Origin of the sequence: Microbispora sp. CA-102843, assembly GCF_050936215.1 — a bacterium.
In the GTDB taxonomy this organism is placed as follows: Bacteria; Actinomycetota; Actinomycetes; order Streptosporangiales; family Streptosporangiaceae; genus Microbispora.
Genome location: NZ_JBNJNF010000001.1, coordinates 8,193,895 through 8,208,393, shown reverse-complemented (window position 1 = coordinate 8,208,393; position 14,499 = coordinate 8,193,895). Strand labels below are relative to the sequence as shown.

Annotated in this window: 16 protein-coding genes; 13 read left to right on the top strand and 3 right to left on the bottom strand. The window is 71.4% G+C overall.

Annotated features, from left to right (window positions below; all coding sequences use genetic code 11):
• The first annotated feature begins 50 nt into the window (after positions 1-50).
• The 10 genes from ACQEVJ_RS37865 to ACQEVJ_RS37820 all read left to right on the top strand — a co-directional run bounded on the left by ACQEVJ_RS37865 (position 51) and on the right by ACQEVJ_RS37820 (position 8,601).
• Positions 51-1,187 carry a glycosyltransferase family 9 protein gene (locus ACQEVJ_RS37865; RefSeq protein WP_433109492.1) on the top strand — a complete coding sequence of 379 codons (1,137 nt, stop codon included), beginning with the start codon at positions 51-53 and terminating at the stop codon, positions 1,185-1,187.
• A 213-nt stretch (positions 1,188-1,400) separates the two neighbouring features.
• Entirely contained in the window at positions 1,401-1,916 is a 516-nt protein-coding gene (locus ACQEVJ_RS37860) for a sulfotransferase family protein (protein ID WP_433113186.1), read from the top strand.
• A gap of 72 nt (positions 1,917-1,988) precedes the next feature.
• Complete coding sequence (locus ACQEVJ_RS37855; RefSeq protein ID WP_433109490.1) at positions 1,989-2,834, top strand: biotin--[acetyl-CoA-carboxylase] ligase; 846 nt, start codon at positions 1,989-1,991, stop codon at positions 2,832-2,834.
• Positions 2,835-2,878: 44 nt separating this feature from the next.
• Positions 2,879-3,391 carry a PH domain-containing protein gene (locus tag ACQEVJ_RS37850; RefSeq protein ID WP_433109489.1) on the top strand — a complete coding sequence of 171 codons (513 nt, stop codon included), beginning with the start codon at positions 2,879-2,881 and terminating at the stop codon, positions 3,389-3,391.
• Between the two features lie 38 nt (positions 3,392-3,429).
• Positions 3,430-4,431 (top strand): adenylate/guanylate cyclase domain-containing protein, encoded by a 1,002-nt coding sequence (locus ACQEVJ_RS37845; protein WP_433109488.1) that lies wholly within the window; start codon positions 3,430-3,432, stop codon positions 4,429-4,431.
• A 10-nt stretch (positions 4,432-4,441) separates the two neighbouring features.
• Positions 4,442-5,527, top strand: coding sequence for an S-(hydroxymethyl)mycothiol dehydrogenase (locus ACQEVJ_RS37840; RefSeq protein ID WP_433109487.1), 1,086 nt, complete (start codon positions 4,442-4,444; stop codon positions 5,525-5,527).
• A gap of 152 nt (positions 5,528-5,679) precedes the next feature.
• The gene (locus ACQEVJ_RS37835) at positions 5,680-5,859 is read left to right on the top strand and encodes a (2Fe-2S)-binding protein (RefSeq protein ID WP_433109486.1); all 180 of its coding nucleotides are present in this window, start codon (positions 5,680-5,682) and stop codon (positions 5,857-5,859) included.
• 13 nt (positions 5,860-5,872) lie between these two features.
• Positions 5,873-6,355, top strand: a complete 483-nt coding sequence (gene bfr / locus ACQEVJ_RS37830; protein ID WP_433109485.1) for a bacterioferritin — start codon at positions 5,873-5,875, stop codon at positions 6,353-6,355.
• Positions 6,356-6,628: 273 nt separating this feature from the next.
• Positions 6,629-7,297 carry a response regulator transcription factor gene (locus ACQEVJ_RS37825; protein ID WP_030451323.1) on the top strand — a complete coding sequence of 223 codons (669 nt, stop codon included), beginning with the start codon at positions 6,629-6,631 and terminating at the stop codon, positions 7,295-7,297.
• Between the two features lie 59 nt (positions 7,298-7,356).
• Positions 7,357-8,601, top strand: a complete 1,245-nt coding sequence (locus ACQEVJ_RS37820) for an ATP-binding protein (RefSeq protein WP_433109484.1) — start codon at positions 7,357-7,359, stop codon at positions 8,599-8,601.
• 8 nt (positions 8,602-8,609) lie between these two features.
• On the opposite strand, the gene ACQEVJ_RS37815 is transcribed toward ACQEVJ_RS37820, so the two are convergent.
• Complete coding sequence (locus tag ACQEVJ_RS37815) at positions 8,610-9,128, bottom strand: GtrA family protein (RefSeq protein ID WP_433109483.1); 519 nt, start codon at positions 9,126-9,128, stop codon at positions 8,610-8,612.
• 242 nt (positions 9,129-9,370) lie between these two features.
• Between ACQEVJ_RS37815 and ACQEVJ_RS37810 the strand changes: the two genes are divergently transcribed.
• Genes ACQEVJ_RS37810 through purE form a run of 3 tightly spaced genes read left to right on the top strand, consistent with a single transcriptional unit; the run spans position 9,371 to position 12,056 of the window.
• Positions 9,371-10,345, top strand: coding sequence for a hypothetical protein (locus tag ACQEVJ_RS37810; RefSeq protein ID WP_433109482.1), 975 nt, complete (start codon positions 9,371-9,373; stop codon positions 10,343-10,345).
• Positions 10,346-10,393: 48 nt separating this feature from the next.
• Positions 10,394-11,560, top strand: coding sequence for a 5-(carboxyamino)imidazole ribonucleotide synthase (locus tag ACQEVJ_RS37805; RefSeq protein WP_433109481.1), 1,167 nt, complete (start codon positions 10,394-10,396; stop codon positions 11,558-11,560).
• Complete coding sequence (purE, locus tag ACQEVJ_RS37800; protein ID WP_433109480.1) at positions 11,553-12,056, top strand: 5-(carboxyamino)imidazole ribonucleotide mutase; 504 nt, start codon at positions 11,553-11,555, stop codon at positions 12,054-12,056. Before ACQEVJ_RS37805 ends, purE begins: the two co-directional genes overlap by 8 nt.
• A gap of 50 nt (positions 12,057-12,106) precedes the next feature.
• Here purE and ACQEVJ_RS37795 read toward each other — a convergent pair whose 3' ends face one another.
• Entirely contained in the window at positions 12,107-12,982 is an 876-nt protein-coding gene (locus ACQEVJ_RS37795) for a hypothetical protein (RefSeq protein ID WP_433109479.1), read from the bottom strand.
• A 188-nt stretch (positions 12,983-13,170) separates the two neighbouring features.
• Entirely contained in the window at positions 13,171-14,484 is a 1,314-nt protein-coding gene (locus tag ACQEVJ_RS37790; protein WP_433109478.1) for a UDP-glucose dehydrogenase family protein, read from the bottom strand.
• Between the last annotated feature and the right edge of the window lie 15 nt (positions 14,485-14,499).

The following is a 14,499-nucleotide window of genomic DNA, read 5'->3' as shown; positions in this document are numbered from 1 at the left end:
GTTGCTTTATGTACCGTTTTGTCGCATTCTTCGAAGGGTACGCGCAGGGGATGGAGCATCCCGCGGCGCTCGCAGGCCCGCCGGTCCCGTGGCGGGGGCTCGCCCGCGTGCTCGTGATCCGTCCCGACAACCTCGGCGACGTCGTGATGGCGGGTCCGGCGCTGCGGGCGCTGCGGTGGGCCGCTCCCCGCGCCCGCCTCGATCTGCTGGCCGCCCCCGCGGGCGCCGCCGCGGCCGCGCTGCTCCCCGAGGTGGACGGCGTGCTCACCGCCTCGGTCTCGTGGCAGAAGACGGGCGGGGAGGACGTCCCGGTCACCGACGACCTGGATCTCGTCGAGCGGATCGGGTGGGGCGGCTACGAGGCGGCGGTGATCCTGACCTCGTTCTCCCAGGCCCCCTGGCCGGCCGCGTACCTCTGCCGGCTCGCCGGGGTGCCCGTGCGGGTCGGCATGTCGAAGGAGTTCGGCGGGGCGGGGCTGACCCACTGGGTGCCCTCGCCGCCGGACGAGACCCACCAGGTGGATCGCGCGCTGCACATGCTCGAACGGGTGGGCGTCCCTCCGGCCGAGGGCAGGCTGCGCGTGTGCGTGCCCGCCGAGGCGGCCCGTACGGCCCGCCGCCTGCTCGACGCCAGGTCCGGAGGGGACGGCCGCGGAAGGCGGCCGTGCGCGCTCATCCTTCCCGGGGCCTCCTGCTCCGCGCGGCGCTATCCGCCCGATCGGTTCGCCCGGGTGGCCGGGCTGCTCACGGCCGCCGGGCTGCGGGTCCTCGTGGCGGGCACGGCCAGGGAGGCGTCGCTGGTCGACGCCACCGGCGCGGGCGTGCCCGGCGCGGTCCTGCTGCCGGGCCGGTTCGACGTACCGGTCCTGGCGGCGCTCATCGACGCCGTCGACGTGGTCGTGTGCAACAACAGCGGCGGGGCGCACCTGGCCAGCGCGCTCGGCACGCCCGTTGTCGTGCTGTTCGCCGGCACCGAGCGGGTGGAGCAGTATCGGCCGCGGTTCGGCCCGGCGTCGATCCTCACGGTGCCCACCGCGTGCTCGCCCTGCCGCCAGTTCGCCTGCCCCTTCGCCCTCGACTGCCTCGACATCCCGCCCGAGCAGGTCGCTGCCGAGGCGCTGCGCCTGGCCGACGAGCGCGGCGGCCCCTGGTGGCGGACCCCGGCGGGCACGCGGGACGCCCGATGACGGTCCCCGGGAACGGCGCGGTGATCGCGGTGGCGGAGACCGCACGGGCCCCGGCACGGGACGGCGTGCGGGTCGCGGCGCCGCGCCTGTCGTTCCTCGTGGTCGGCACGCCGAGGCCGGGCACCACCGTGACCCAGCGGCTGTGCTGCGAGCTGCCGGACGTGGTGATGCCGCCCGAGACCCACTTCCTGCACCTGTTCGCGCCCGGTCGCGCTGTGCCCGCCCTCGTCCCCGCCCGCCGCGCGGTACGGCGAGAAGACGCCGGAACACCTGCTGTGGTGGCGGGCGGCGACGTCGGCCGACCCCGCCCTGCAGATCATCGGGGTGGTGCGCGACCCTCGTGCCGTGGCCGCCTCGCACCGGGCCGTTCCCTGGGGGATTCGCGATCCTGGCGAGCTCGCCGAGGAGTGGGCCTTCGACCAGCGGTCGCTGCGCGCGGCCCGGGACCGGCTCGGGCCGGGGCGGTGCCTGGTGGTGCGCTACGAGGACCTGGTCGCCGACCCGGCCGCCTGTCGGACCCGGCTCGCGGGCTTTCTCGGCGTGCCTTCGGCCGGGGCGGCCGGACCGGCGGGGAAGCGGCCGCCGCCGCCCATCGTGCACGCCTGGGAGTGGTGGAAGGCCCGCGCGCTCGAACCGGTGACGACGGAGCGGCGCGACCTGTGGCGCACGGTGCTCACTCCGGCCGAGGCGGCCCTCGCCCCCGTGATCGCGGGCCGGCCCGGCCGGTGAGAGCGGCCCCGCGGTGCCGTTGGACGGACGGTGCGGCGGCGGAGGCGGCCCGGGGGCCGATAGCCTGGGTGCGTGCCCGACTCGCCGTACGCCGATCTCGACCGGCCTCCGCTGTCCGAGACCGCGCTGACCAGGGCGCTGGTGCGCCCCGGCTCGCTGTGGTCGTCCGTACGCGTCGTCGAGCGGACCGGGTCCACCAACGCCGACCTGGCCAGGACCGTGCGCGAGAGCCCGGACGAGGGCGCCGTGCTGGTCGCGGAGTCGCAGCTCGCCGGCCGGGGCAGGCTCGGGCGCCCGTGGACCGCGCCGCCGCGCTCGGGGCTGACGTTCTCGATGCTGCTGCGGCCGGAGGTGCCGCTCGCCCGGCAGGGCTGGCTGGCGCTGCTGGTCGGCCTCGCCGCCGCCTCGGCCGTACGGCGGATCGCGGAGGTCGACGTGCGGCTCAAGTGGCCCAACGACCTCATGGTGGGGGAGCGCAAGCTCGCCGGGATCCTCGCCGAGCGGGTGGACCGCATGGTGGTCATCGGCATGGGGCTCAACGTCTCGCTGCGGCCGGAGGAGCTGCCCGTGGAACGGGCCACCTCCCTCGCCGTCGAGAGCGCCGCCTGCACCGACCGCGACCCGCTGCTGCGCGCCATCCTGCGGGAGGTCGAGTCGCACTACCGCGACTGGAAGGCCGCAGACGGCGACGCGGACGCCTCGGGCCTGCGTGCCGCCTACCTCGCCTGGTCGTCCACCGTGGGCCAGGAGGTCAGGATCGAACTGCCCGGCGAGCGGGTGCTGACCGGCCTGGCGACCGGCGTCGACGCGTCCGGCCACCTGCTCGTACGCGCCGAGGACGTGGAGCACACGCTCAGCGCGGGCGACGTCGTCCACGTCCGCCGCGACACGTCCCGGGAGAACGGCGCCGCGGGCTGACCGAACGCATGCAATCGACCGGCGATCGTGTCACGATTTGCGCCATGGGTCTCCCTGATCAATACCTGGCCGACGGCGAGCGGGTCGTTCTATCGTTCCATCCGCACTGGAAGCGGCTGATCCTTCCGGTCCTCGCCCTCATCGTCGTGCTGGCCGCCGCCGTCGCGGCCTTCGTCTTCATCCCCGGCGACTACGAGTACGCGGGGTACGCCCGCGGCGCGGTGGCCGTGGTCGCCTTCGTGGCGCTGGTCCTGTGGACGATCGTTCCCTATCTACGCTGGGTGACGACGTCCTACACGCTGACCTCGCACCGCTTCGCCATCAGCACGGGAGTGCTGAACAAGTCGGAGGACGACATCCCGCTGGCCAAGGTGAACAGCGTGAGCTCCGACCAGCGGCTCGTGGAGCGCATCCTGGGATGCGGCACGCTCCGGGTCGAGTCGGCGTCGGAGAAGGGCGACATCGACTATCGCGACATCCCCCAGATCCAGCGCGTACGGCACGAGCTGTTCCGGCTGGTGGAGGACGTCGCGGACGGGAACATCGACGGGGACTGAGCTCGGCGCGGCCCACGCGCCGTGCGGGGGAGGGGGACGTGGACACTAGCGGGCGACCCGGCGCCGACGACATGCGGCGGCTGTTCCTGGGGCCGGCACCGGCCTACACCCGGAGGCAGGTCGCCGAGGCGGCCGGCATACCGCAGGACCTGGCGGCGCGGATCTGGCGGGCCCTCGGCTTCGCCACGTTCGCCGACGACGCCGTGGCGTTCACCGAGGCCGACCTGGCGGCCCTGTACCGCATCCGCGACCTGCTCGACGCGCAGATGCTCGACGAGCGGGCCGTCATCCGCATGGCCAGGGCCCTCGGCCGTACGACCGCGCGGCTCGCCCAGTGGCAGGCCGAGATCATGGTCGACGCGCTGATCGAGCCGGGCGCGCGGGCGGGGGAGGAGGCGCTGCGGCAGGTGATGGACACGGTCAGCCGCCTGCTGCCGGACTTCGAGCAGACGCTGGTGCACGTCTGGCGCTCCCAGCTCGCGGCGACCGCGAGCCGGCTGGTCTCCCTCGCCGAGCCAGGCGAGGAGGTCTCGCCGACCCGGCCGCGGCTCGCGGTCGGGTTCGCCGACCTCGTCGCCTTCACCCGCGTGTCCCGGGAGCTGGACGAGCTGGCGCTGGCCGACCTGGTCGAGGGGTTCGAGTCGCGGGCCTCCGACGTGATCGCCGCGCACGACGGGCGGCTGGTCAAGACGCTCGGCGACGAGGTGCTCTTCACCGCCGCCGACCCGAGGACCGCGGCCCTGATCGCGCTCGACCTGCTCGACGAGCTCAAGCGGGACGCCGAGGGGCCCGACGTGCGGGTCGGGCTGGCGTACGGCCCGGTGCTGCCGGCGATGGGCGACGTCTTCGGGACGACCGTCAACCTGGCGGCCCGGCTGACGGCCATCGCCAGGCCGGGCACGATCCTGGCCGACAGCGAGCTGGCCGCGGGCCTCGCCGGGGCGCCCGGCGTCGACCTGGTCAAACTCCGCCGCCGTCCCGCCCGCGGGCTCGGCGTGGTGGAGCCGTATGTTCTGAGGAGATCCAGCCGAGAAAGTTGAGGTGCAGGACATGCCGTACGAAGTCCAGGGCGTGGTGGCGCGCGGCAAGGGAGAGGCGGTGACGCTGGAGACCGTCGTCGTGCCGGACCCGGGGCCCGGCGAGGCGGTCGTGAACGTGCAGGCCTGTGGGGTCTGCCACACCGACCTCCACTACCGCGAGGGCGGCATCAACGACGAGTTCCCGTTCCTGCTGGGCCACGAGGCCGCGGGCGTCGTCGAGGCGGTGGGCGAGGGCGTGACCGAGGTCGAGCCCGGCGACTACGTGATCCTCAACTGGCGGGCGGTGTGCGGGCAGTGCCGCGCGTGCCTGCGGGGCCGGCCGTGGTACTGCTTCAACACCCACAACGCGGCCCAGAAGATGACCCTGGCCGACGGCACCGTGCTCAGCCCGGCGCTCGGCATCGGGGCGTTCGTGGAGAAGACCCTGGTGGCGGCCGGGCAGTGCACGAAGGTCAACCCGGCGGCCAAGCCGGCCGTCGCCGGCCTGCTCGGCTGCGGCGTGATGGCCGGCCTCGGGGCCGCGATCAACACCGGCGGCGTCACCAGGGGCGACTCGGTCGCGGTGATCGGCTGCGGCGGCGTGGGCAACGCGGCCATCGCGGGCGCGCAGCTCGCCGGAGCCCGGACGATCATCGCGGTCGACGTGGACGACCGCAAGCTCGACTGGGCCCGCGGCTTCGGCGCCACGCACACCGTCAACTCGCGCGAGACCGACCCGGTGGAGGCCATCCGCGAACTGACCGGCGGTTTCGGCGCCGACGTCGTGATCGAGGCGGTGGGCCGTCCCGAGACGTACAAGCAGGCCTTCTACGCCCGCGACCTGGCCGGGACCGTCGTGCTCGTCGGCGTGCCGACGCCGGAGATGCAGCTCGAACTGCCGCTGCTCGACGTCTTCGGGCGCGGCGGCGCGCTCAAGTCCTCCTGGTACGGCGACTGCCTGCCCAGCCGGGACTTCCCCATGCTGATCGACCTCTATCTGCAGGGACGGCTCGACCTCGACGGGTTCGTCTCCGAGACCATCGGCCTCGACCAGGTCGAGGAGGCGTTCGGCAAGATGCACCGCGGGGAGGTGCTGCGGTCGGTCGTGGTGCTCTGATCGGTTTCGCAGGGGGCCGGTCCCGGCGGGGGCGGTGTCGCGTGGAGCGGCGCCGCCCCCGTTTTTGTGTCCTGGGTCACGTAGGCAAGCCTTACCGAAGTGAGTTATGTTAGGTATGCCTAACCTTGCTGAAGATCCCTGAGAGGCGACCCATGTACGTCTGCATCTGCCGCGCCGTCACCGAGAGCGAGGTGCACGACTGCATCGCCGAGGGGGCGAAGACGGCTCGCCAGGTGCGTGACGCCACCGGTGCAGGGGGGGACTGCGCGTCTTGCGTCCGAAAGATCTGTGCGATCCTGAAACGGTCAGAGGACCTGGTAACCAGCGCATAGATCGAGGAAGCTTATGCAGGGCGACAAAGAGATCATCGCGCTGCTCAACGAGCAGCTCACCTCCGAGCTGACCGCCATCAACCAGTACTTCCTGCACGCCAAGCTGCAGGAGAACTGGGGATACACGAAGCTCGCCGCCATCACGCGGGCGGAGTCCATCGACGAGATGCGACACGCGGAGGAACTCACCGACCGGATCCTGTTCCTGGAGGGTCTGCCGAACTACCAGAAGCTGAACACTCTGCACGTCGGCCAGACCGTCAGGGAGCAGCTTCAGGCAGACCTGGAGCTGGAGCTGGGCGTGGTCAAGCGGCTGCGGCCCGGGATCGCCCTCATGCGGGAGCGGGGAGACATCACCTCGGCCACGCTCTTCGAGCGCATCCTGGCCGACGAGGAGCACCACATCGACTATCTGGAGACCGAGCTGGGCCTCCTGGAGAGCCTGGGCGAGCAGCTGTACCTTCAGCGGTACGCGGAGCCGCCGTCGTCCTCCTGAGCCGACGCTCTCCCGGGGTCGTCGCTCCCGGTCGCACGGCAAATCAGATGGACAACGCCCGCCGTTATCGTTTCGGCGGGCGTTTTTCATGCCATTACCCACTTTTCAGCGACGAAGTTCGGAATGGTCGAAAATGGGATAGAAGATCGCGTCGCTTGCGTGCTGACTATCCCGGATTTATCAGTGTTTGCCCAGGTCAATTGATGGGTCAACGACAAGTCAAAAGGCGCGCTGTAGCCGGGAAACGATCGCACAAGGTCCTACGATCGCACCATGACCTGCGTACTTCTCGCCGAGGATGACACCTCGATATCCGAGCCACTGGCGCGTGCCCTGCGCCGGGAGGGTTATCAGGTGGAGGTGAGCCCGGATGGCCCGCAGGCCCTGGAGAGGGCCTTGTCGGGGGGCGTCGACCTGATTGTTCTCGACCTCGGCCTTCCAGAGATGGACGGGCTGGAGGTCGCGCGCCGCATTCGCGCGGAGGGACACGGGACTCCGGTCCTGATCCTCACCGCCCGCGTCGACGAAGTCGACACCGTCGTCGGTCTCGACGCCGGGGCCGACGACTACGTGACCAAGCCGTTCCGCCTGGCAGAACTGCTCGCCCGTGTGCGGGCCCTGCTCCGGCGCGGAACATCGGAGACCCCGGTGGTGCAAGGCGTCCGTATCGACGCCGACTCCCGCCGGGCCTGGATGGGAGACAAGGAACTGCACCTGACCACCAAGGAGTTCGACTTGCTGCGCGTGCTCGTACGGGACGCGGGCAAGGTCGTCACCCGCGAGCAGATCATGCGCGAGGTGTGGGACACGAACTGGTGGGGGTCGACCAAGACACTGGACATGCACATCTCGTGGCTGCGCCGGAAGCTGGGCGACGACGCGGCCAAGCCGCGCTACATCACGACCGTCCGAGGGGTCGGCTTCCGTTTCGAGCGCGAGTAGCCGCCGTGGGGCGGTTCAGGGGGAGGGGCTAGCACGTGCGTCGGCGCCTGCTTTCCTCCATGCTGCTCGTCGCGGTCATCGCGGTACTGCTGTTAGGCGTGCCCCTGGGTGTGGTCGTCGTGCGCTTGATCAGCGACGAGGTCGCCCAGGAGCTCAGAACGGACGCGAGCCGGCTGCTACTCGGAGTGGAGTACTCCCTCAGCCAGGGGCAGGGGATCAGTCCGGACCAGCTCGCGCGGAACTACCCGGACCGGTACCTCCAGGTGTTCGTCCGCGGGAAACCGCCGATCGTCGTGGGCTCGCCTCCACCGGCGGGCCGTGATCTGACCGAGGAGGCGCGCTCCGAGAACGGTTACGTACGCGTCAGCCGCGACGCGGCCCAGATCCAACAGGACACCCAGGCGCGGCTGGTGCTCATCATCGCGCTCGCGGTCGTGGCCCTCGGGGCCGCGATCGGGCTGGCCACCGTCACCTCGCGCCGCCTGAGCCTGCCGCTCCAAGATCTCACCAGGATCGCGGAGCGGCTGGGCTCGGGCGACGCGAGGCCGAGCAGGCACCGCTACGGCATCCCTGAGCTGGATCTCGTGGCCGAGGTGCTGGACCGCAGCGCGCTGCGGATCTCCGACCTGCTCGCGCGGGAGCGCGAGTTCGCGACCGACGCCTCCCATCAGCTGCGCACGCCGCTGACCGGGCTGAGCATGCGCCTGGAGGAGATCGTCGCGGCCGCCGACGAGCCCGAGGTGGTCCGCGAGGAGGGGGAGGCCGCGGTCGTGCAGGTCGAGCGGCTGGCCGCAGTGATCGACGAACTGCTGGCCGCCGCCCGCAGGCAGCGTCACGCCCAGGCGGAGCCGATCGACGTGGACGACGTGGTGGGGCAGCAGATCACCGAGTGGGAGCCGGCGTTCCGCCGGGCCCACCGGTCGCTGGTGCTCGCGGGCGACCGGGGCCTCAGCGCGCTCGGCACGACCGGCGGGCTCAGCCAGGTGCTGTCCACCCTGCTGGAGAACTCCCTCAAGCACGGCGACGGCGTGCTGACGATCAACACATCGAGTACGGGCAGGTCTGTGGTGATCGAGGTGGCCGACGAGGGCCCGGGCATCCCGGATGCCCTCGGCCATCGGGTGTTCGAGCGGAGCGTGAGCGGAGGAGGCGGCACGGGCCTGGGGCTCACCCTCGCCCGTGCCCTGGTGGCGGCCGACGGCGGGCGGCTGGAACTGGTCAAGCGCCGCCCGGCGACCTTCGCCATCTTCTTACGCCACACCGTCGACAGCGGACGTCGCCGCGTGGTGAGCGGCCCCGCCTGACGAGTGGTTCAGCTGGTGGTGAGGGGGTCGGCCTGTGCCTTCACGTCGGGGTGGGACCGTGCGCCGGCCCCCTCGACGGCCTCCTCGGCCAGTTTCGGGGCCGCCAGGAACACCCACTTCTTGTACGACCAGAAGCGGAACAGGGTGCCGAGCGCCACGCCGACGCCCTGGGCGATGTTGTAGCTCAGCACGTCGTGCAGGCCCAGCGAGTAGGTCACGAAGCCGATGGTGAGCAGCGGGGGCAGCAGGCCGATGCCGTTCAGCAGGAAGAACAGGACGTACTCGCGCGCCAGGCCGCTCTGCTCCCGATGGCGGTAGGTCCAGAAGCGGTTCCCCATGTACGCGAACGTGGCGGCGACGATCGTGGCCACGACCTTCGAGGACAGGGGGCCCAGGCCGACGCCGAACCGCAGCAGGTTGGTGCCGCCGAAGTCGATGACGAACGCGATCGCGCCCACCGTACCGAACTTGAGCAACTCGTGGATGAGCGCGGCGAACCGCTCGTAGGCGCGTCGTAGAAACTGCACGTCCCGCACGGTCCTTCCTGATCGGCGGCCATGGTCGGCGGCGAGGTCTTCTCAGGCTACCGGTAGGAAGCACAAATCGGGGTCTTGCCGCAACCTTGGCCTGCTTCGTCCCAGGTCATCAAAGAACATTTCAAGAAAAATCCTGCTATGAGGGATGAACGGCCGCACTTCGCACTACGCTCTCGCCCGACCAGGATCACTTCGTTCGGGGACGCGCGCGTTCTGGAGGGGTGGCCTTTCTCGTGTTGCGCAGACTCACGGCCCTCGGTCTCGGCCTCGTCCTGCTCGCGGGGTGTGGGACCGAGGGCGTACGGGAGACCCCGGCCGAGCCAGGCGCCACGTCCCCGGCGACGGTCGAGATCACCACGGCCGACGCGCAGGCGGCCTTCGACGGCCTCGGCGGCCTGTCCGACGCCTGGAAGGACCAGGACTGCGCCGAGATCGAGCACCTCACGACCGGCGTGGAGAGCACCATCGGGAGCCGCGTCTGCGCGGCCGCCCGCGAGGGCCGCTCGGCGCCCGGCCTGACCGACTATCGGGGTCCGGAGTTCCTGCTGCCCGCCCGGCAGGACGGCGAGGACGACGCCTGGTTCGCCGTGCTGGGCCGCAAGCCCGAGCCGGCCTACTTCGTCTTCGTGCGGGTGGACGGCCTATGGCGGCTCGGCGCCGGGCCGATCCCGCTCGTCGGGAAGGCGCCCGAGGTGGAGGGCAGCGTGGACGGCGAGGTGATCGACGCCGCGGCCGACCCGGACGCGGCCGTCGGGGCCCGGCTCGCGCCCACCCGGCACGTCGCGTTCCTGACCGATCCCGCCGGAGTGGACGGAGACGGGGTCAGCGGGGTGCGCTTCGCCTCCGGCGACCCCATGCGCCGCCTGCTCACGGAACTGGTCCGCGCCCCCGGCAGGGTTCGCCCCGATCACATGACCACCGACGTGCGCATCGAAGGACCGGCCCGCGCGCTCGCGCTGCCCGGCGGCGGGTCGCTGGTGTTCCACGCGCTGCGCGTCGTCTTCACCCAGAAGCCGGGCTCGGGCCGTCACTCCCTCGCCCATCCCCGCTACCGGGCCGCCGACGTACGCGCATTCACGGGCGGCACGGCCACGACCGTCACCGGCAGCGAGATCCTGATGCTGGCCACCAAGGTGGCCGAGGACAACACGATGACGACGGTCGGCATGCGCCGGGTCCTCGCCGACATCACCGAGGGCTCCGACTAGGACTCCGGCTGACCGGTTCTCCTCGCGCACTAGGTAGGCTGACGTGTCGTGAACAGCCCGAACGTTCCCCCTTCCAAGCCCGTGACCGCGCCCGTGGTGGGCATGGTCGGCGCGGGCCAGCTGGCGAGGATGACGCAGCAGGCCGCGATCGCGCTCGGCATCGACCTGCGCGTGCTCGCGAACACCCGTGACGAGAGCGCCGCCAAGGTGATCGTGGACACCCGGCTAGGCGACTACCGCGATCTCGCCGACCTCCGGGAGTTCGCGAAGGGGTGCGACGCCGTCACCTTCGACCACGAGCACGTGCCGACCGAGTGCATCCGAGCCCTGACCGCCGACGGGCACTCCGTGCATCCGGGAGCGGACGCCATCATCCACGCGCAGGACAAGGCGGTCATGCGCGAGCGGCTCACCGCGATCGGCGCGCCCTGCCCGGCCTGGGCCCGCGTCGAGGACCTGGCCGGCGTCGAGGCGTTCGCCGAGGAGCACGGCTGGCCCGTGGTGCTGAAGGCGGTGCGCGGCGGCTACGACGGCCGGGGCGTGTGGGTCTGCGCGACCCCCGACGAGGCGCGTGAGGTGCTCGGCACCGGTGTGGCCCTGCTGGCCGAGGCGTTCGTCCCGTTCGAGCGGGAGGTCGCCGTGCTGGTCGCCCGGTCCCCGCACGGCCAGGGCGTCAGCTATCCCGTGGTCGAGACCGTGCAGAAGGACGGCATCTGCGTCGAGGTCATCGCGCCCGCGCCGGACCTGGGCGAGGAGGAGTCGGCGGACGCCCAGCGTGTCGCGCTCACGATCGCCCGCGACCTCGGCGTGACCGGGCTCCTCGCGGTCGAGATGTTCGTCACGAAGTCCGGGCTCGTGGTCAACGAGCTGGCCATGCGCCCGCACAACAGCGGCCACTGGACGATCGAGGGCGCCCGCACCTCGCAGTTCGAGCAGCACCTGCGGGCCGTGCTCGACCTGCCGCTCGGGTCGCCGTCGATGACCGCGCCGGTCGTCGTCATGGCCAACCTGCTCGGCGGCCCCGACCCGGACGTGTACTCCCGGTATGAGCACGTGATGGCCAACGACCCGGGCATCAAGATTCACTTCTACGGCAAGGACGTCCGTCCCGGCCGCAAGATCGGGCACGTCACCGCCCTCGGGACCGACCTCGACGAGGTGCGGGCCCGCGCTCACCACGCCGTCACCTGCCTGAGAGGACCTGTGGATGCCTGACGTCGGGATCGTCATGGGGAGCGACTCGGACTGGCCGGTGATGCGCCAGGCCGCCGAGGCGGTCGCGGAGTTCGGCGTGTCCTTCGAGGCCGACGTGGTGTCGGCGCACCGCATGCCCGCGGAGATGATCGAGTACGGCTCCCGCGCCGCCGGGCGCGGGCTGAAGGTGATCATCGCCGGGGCGGGCGGCGCGGCCCACCTGCCGGGCATGCTGGCCTCGGTCACCCCGCTGCCCGTGATCGGCGTCCCGGTGCCGCTCAAGTATCTGGACGGCATGGACTCGCTGCTGTCGATCGTCCAGATGCCCGCCGGGGTGCCCGTGGCGACCGTCGCCGTCGGCGGGGCCCGCAACGCGGGACTGCTCGCCGTACGGATCCTGGCGGCGTCGGACGAGGGGCTGCGGGGGCGGATGGAGGAGTTCCAGGCCGCGCTGCGCGACCAGGCGCACGCCAAGGGCGAGCGCCTGCGCGCCGAGGCCGCGCGACTGAGCGAGTAGCGCTCTTCCCCGCGACCATCGCGGCAGGGGGTGCCGGGACATACGCGTCTTCAGCAGTTCGGGATGTCCCGGCCCCCGTTGTCCTTGGCTTCGTCGTTGCCCCATTTCGCGAGGTAGTACGCGGAGACGTAGGCACCCCGGCCGTTCTTGCCGGGGTTCGTCCGGTCCAGGTCGGTGCGCAGCCACCAGTGGTTGAACTGGTTCCCCTGCCGGACTTCGGCACCCCAGACCCGGCAGTACACGGAATTGGTGCCCTTGTTGAGGGTGCCCTGCGGGTCGTTGGAGTTCGGCTCCCGGTAGCCGGTCGCGTTGGCGAACGTGTCGACCCAGTACTTGCCACCGGTTCCGGGGTCGCCGCCGCCCCCGAGCACCCGGGGCCGGTAGGCGTGGAACTCGCTGCCCGGCTTCAGGCCGTAGGCGAGGACGCGGTGGTCGGTCCCGTAACCGCCGCGCTGTTCATAGGCCCAGTAGGACGTTCGTGCGGAGTTCGCCCACGTTTCGAAGATCACCACGTGCCGGGTGTTGTTGTCGCCGATGGCGTCGATGACAAGGTCGCCGGGGAGCAGGTCGGACATCGCTATCGGGCTGCTCACCGCCGGCGAGGCGAGGGCCACGGTGTTCAGGCCGGGAGGGTTGAGCCCGAGCGCCATCGAGGCGTAGCCGGAGCAGTCCGTCCGGTAGCCGTTGTGGTACTTGCCCTGGTCGTACGGCACTCGCTGCGGAGTTCCCGGATTCCAGGTCTTCGCCCGGTCGATGACCCTCTGCCTGGCGTCGTCCGCCGTGTGGGTCCGGGGCAGGCCAGGAAGGCTGGATGGGGCCAGGGCCGCGGCGGCCGCGGTGGGGCCGAAGCCCACGCAGATGGCCGCGGCGGCGATGGTGACCATGGTCTTCCCGTGGAAGCGCCGCGGTCCGCTCGATGTGTTCACGCTGTTACTCCCCGTGTGACCTGCAGGCGGCGGCCCGCCACCTTCAGATGCTGAGAGTAATCACTCGAACGCGTAAAGTCAGGTAAAGATTTCTGGTCACCACCTCTGCCGGCGCCTGTGGGGTCGCAGGCGCCGGAACGCGCGACGGAACCGGTGCGGCCGGCTGTGTGGAAGGCCCGGAGCCGGGATCAGGGGCGGCCGAGGGCGCGGTAGTCCCAGCCGGCGTCGCGCCAGGTGTCCGCGTCGAGCGCGTTGCGGCCGTCGATGATCCTGCGCGCGGCGACGGCCGCGCCCAGCTCCTCGGGGTCGAGGGTGACGAACTCCTGCCACTCGGTGAGCAGCAGCACGACCTCGGCTCCCTGGGCGGCCTCCAGGGCCGATCCGGCGTACCCGAGGTGGGGGTGGGCGGCCCGCGCGTTGGTCAGGGCGACCGGGTCGTAGACCTTGACCCGCCCGCCCTGCTCCGCGATCTTCACGGCCACGTCGAGCGCCGGCGAGTCGCGGATGTCGTCGGAGTTGGGTTTGAACGCCGCTCCCAGCACCGCGACCCTGCGGCCGTCGAACGCCCCGCCCAGGATGTCGCGGGTGAGGTCGACCATCCGGACGCGCCGGCGCATGTTGATCTCGTCGACCTCGCGGAGGAAGGCGAGCGCCTCGTGGGCGCCGAGCTCGTCGGCCCTGGCCGTGAACGCCCTGATGTCCTTTGGCAGGCAGCCGCCGCCGAAGCCGAGACCGGGGTTGAGGTATCTGCCGCCGATCCGCTCGTCGTACGACAGCGCCTGCGACAGCTGGGTGACGTCGCCGCCGGTGGCCTCGCAGAGCTCGGCCATGGCGTTGATGAATGAGATCTTCGTGGCCAGGAACGCGTTCGCGGCCGACTTCACCAGCTCCGCCGTGGGGAAGTCGGTCACCACGATCGGGACCTCGCCCAGGGGCGCGTAGACGTCCCGCAGCACCTTCTCGGCCCGCTCGGAGACGACTCCGAGCACGATCCGGTCGGGGCGGAGCGTGTCCTGCACGGCGAAGCCCTCACGCAGGAACTCGGGGTTCCAGGCCAGCTCGACCTGCATCCCGGCGGGGGAAAGCCGTACGAGCTTGTCCGCGAGGCGCTCGGCGGTGCCGACCGGCACCGTGGACTTGCCCACGACCAGGCACTCGCGGTCGAGGTAGGGGGCCAGCGACTCGACGACCGCGTCGAGGTAGGAGACGTCGGCGGCGTGCTCGCCCTTCTTCTGGGGCGTGCCCACACAGATGAAGTGGACGTCGCCGAACTTCGCCGCCTCCTCGTAGGAGGAGGTGAAGCGCAGCCTGCCCGAGTCGAGGTTGCGGCGGAGGAGCTCCTGCAGGCCGGGCTCGTGGATCGGCAGCTCGCCGCGTTGCAGCCGTTCGATCTTGCTCTGGTCCACGTCCAGACCGAGCACTTCGAAGCCCAGTTCGGCCATGCACGCCGCGTGCGTAGCACCCAGGTATCCGGTCCCCAGCACAGTGAGGCGGTACGGCACGGCATGCTCCCCTCT

Bases quoted from the DNA above. Each gene is read 5' to 3' on its own strand.
- ACQEVJ_RS37820 (WP_433109484.1), top strand. From the start codon at position 7,357: ATGCTGCTCGTCGCGGTCATCGCGGTACTGCTGTTAGGCGTGCCCCTG.
- ACQEVJ_RS37840 (WP_433109487.1), top strand. From the start codon at position 4,442: ATGCCGTACGAAGTCCAGGGCGTGGTGGCGCGCGGCAAGGGAGAGGCG.
- bfr (WP_433109485.1), top strand. From the start codon at position 5,873: ATGCAGGGCGACAAAGAGATCATCGCGCTGCTCAACGAGCAGCTCACC.
- ACQEVJ_RS37850 (WP_433109489.1), top strand. From the start codon at position 2,879: ATGGGTCTCCCTGATCAATACCTGGCCGACGGCGAGCGGGTCGTTCTA.
- ACQEVJ_RS37835 (WP_433109486.1), top strand. From the start codon at position 5,680: ATGTACGTCTGCATCTGCCGCGCCGTCACCGAGAGCGAGGTGCACGAC.
- purE (WP_433109480.1), top strand. From the start codon at position 11,553: ATGCCTGACGTCGGGATCGTCATGGGGAGCGACTCGGACTGGCCGGTG.
- ACQEVJ_RS37825 (WP_030451323.1), top strand. From the start codon at position 6,629: ATGACCTGCGTACTTCTCGCCGAGGATGACACCTCGATATCCGAGCCA.
- ACQEVJ_RS37865 (WP_433109492.1), top strand. From the start codon at position 51: ATGGAGCATCCCGCGGCGCTCGCAGGCCCGCCGGTCCCGTGGCGGGGG.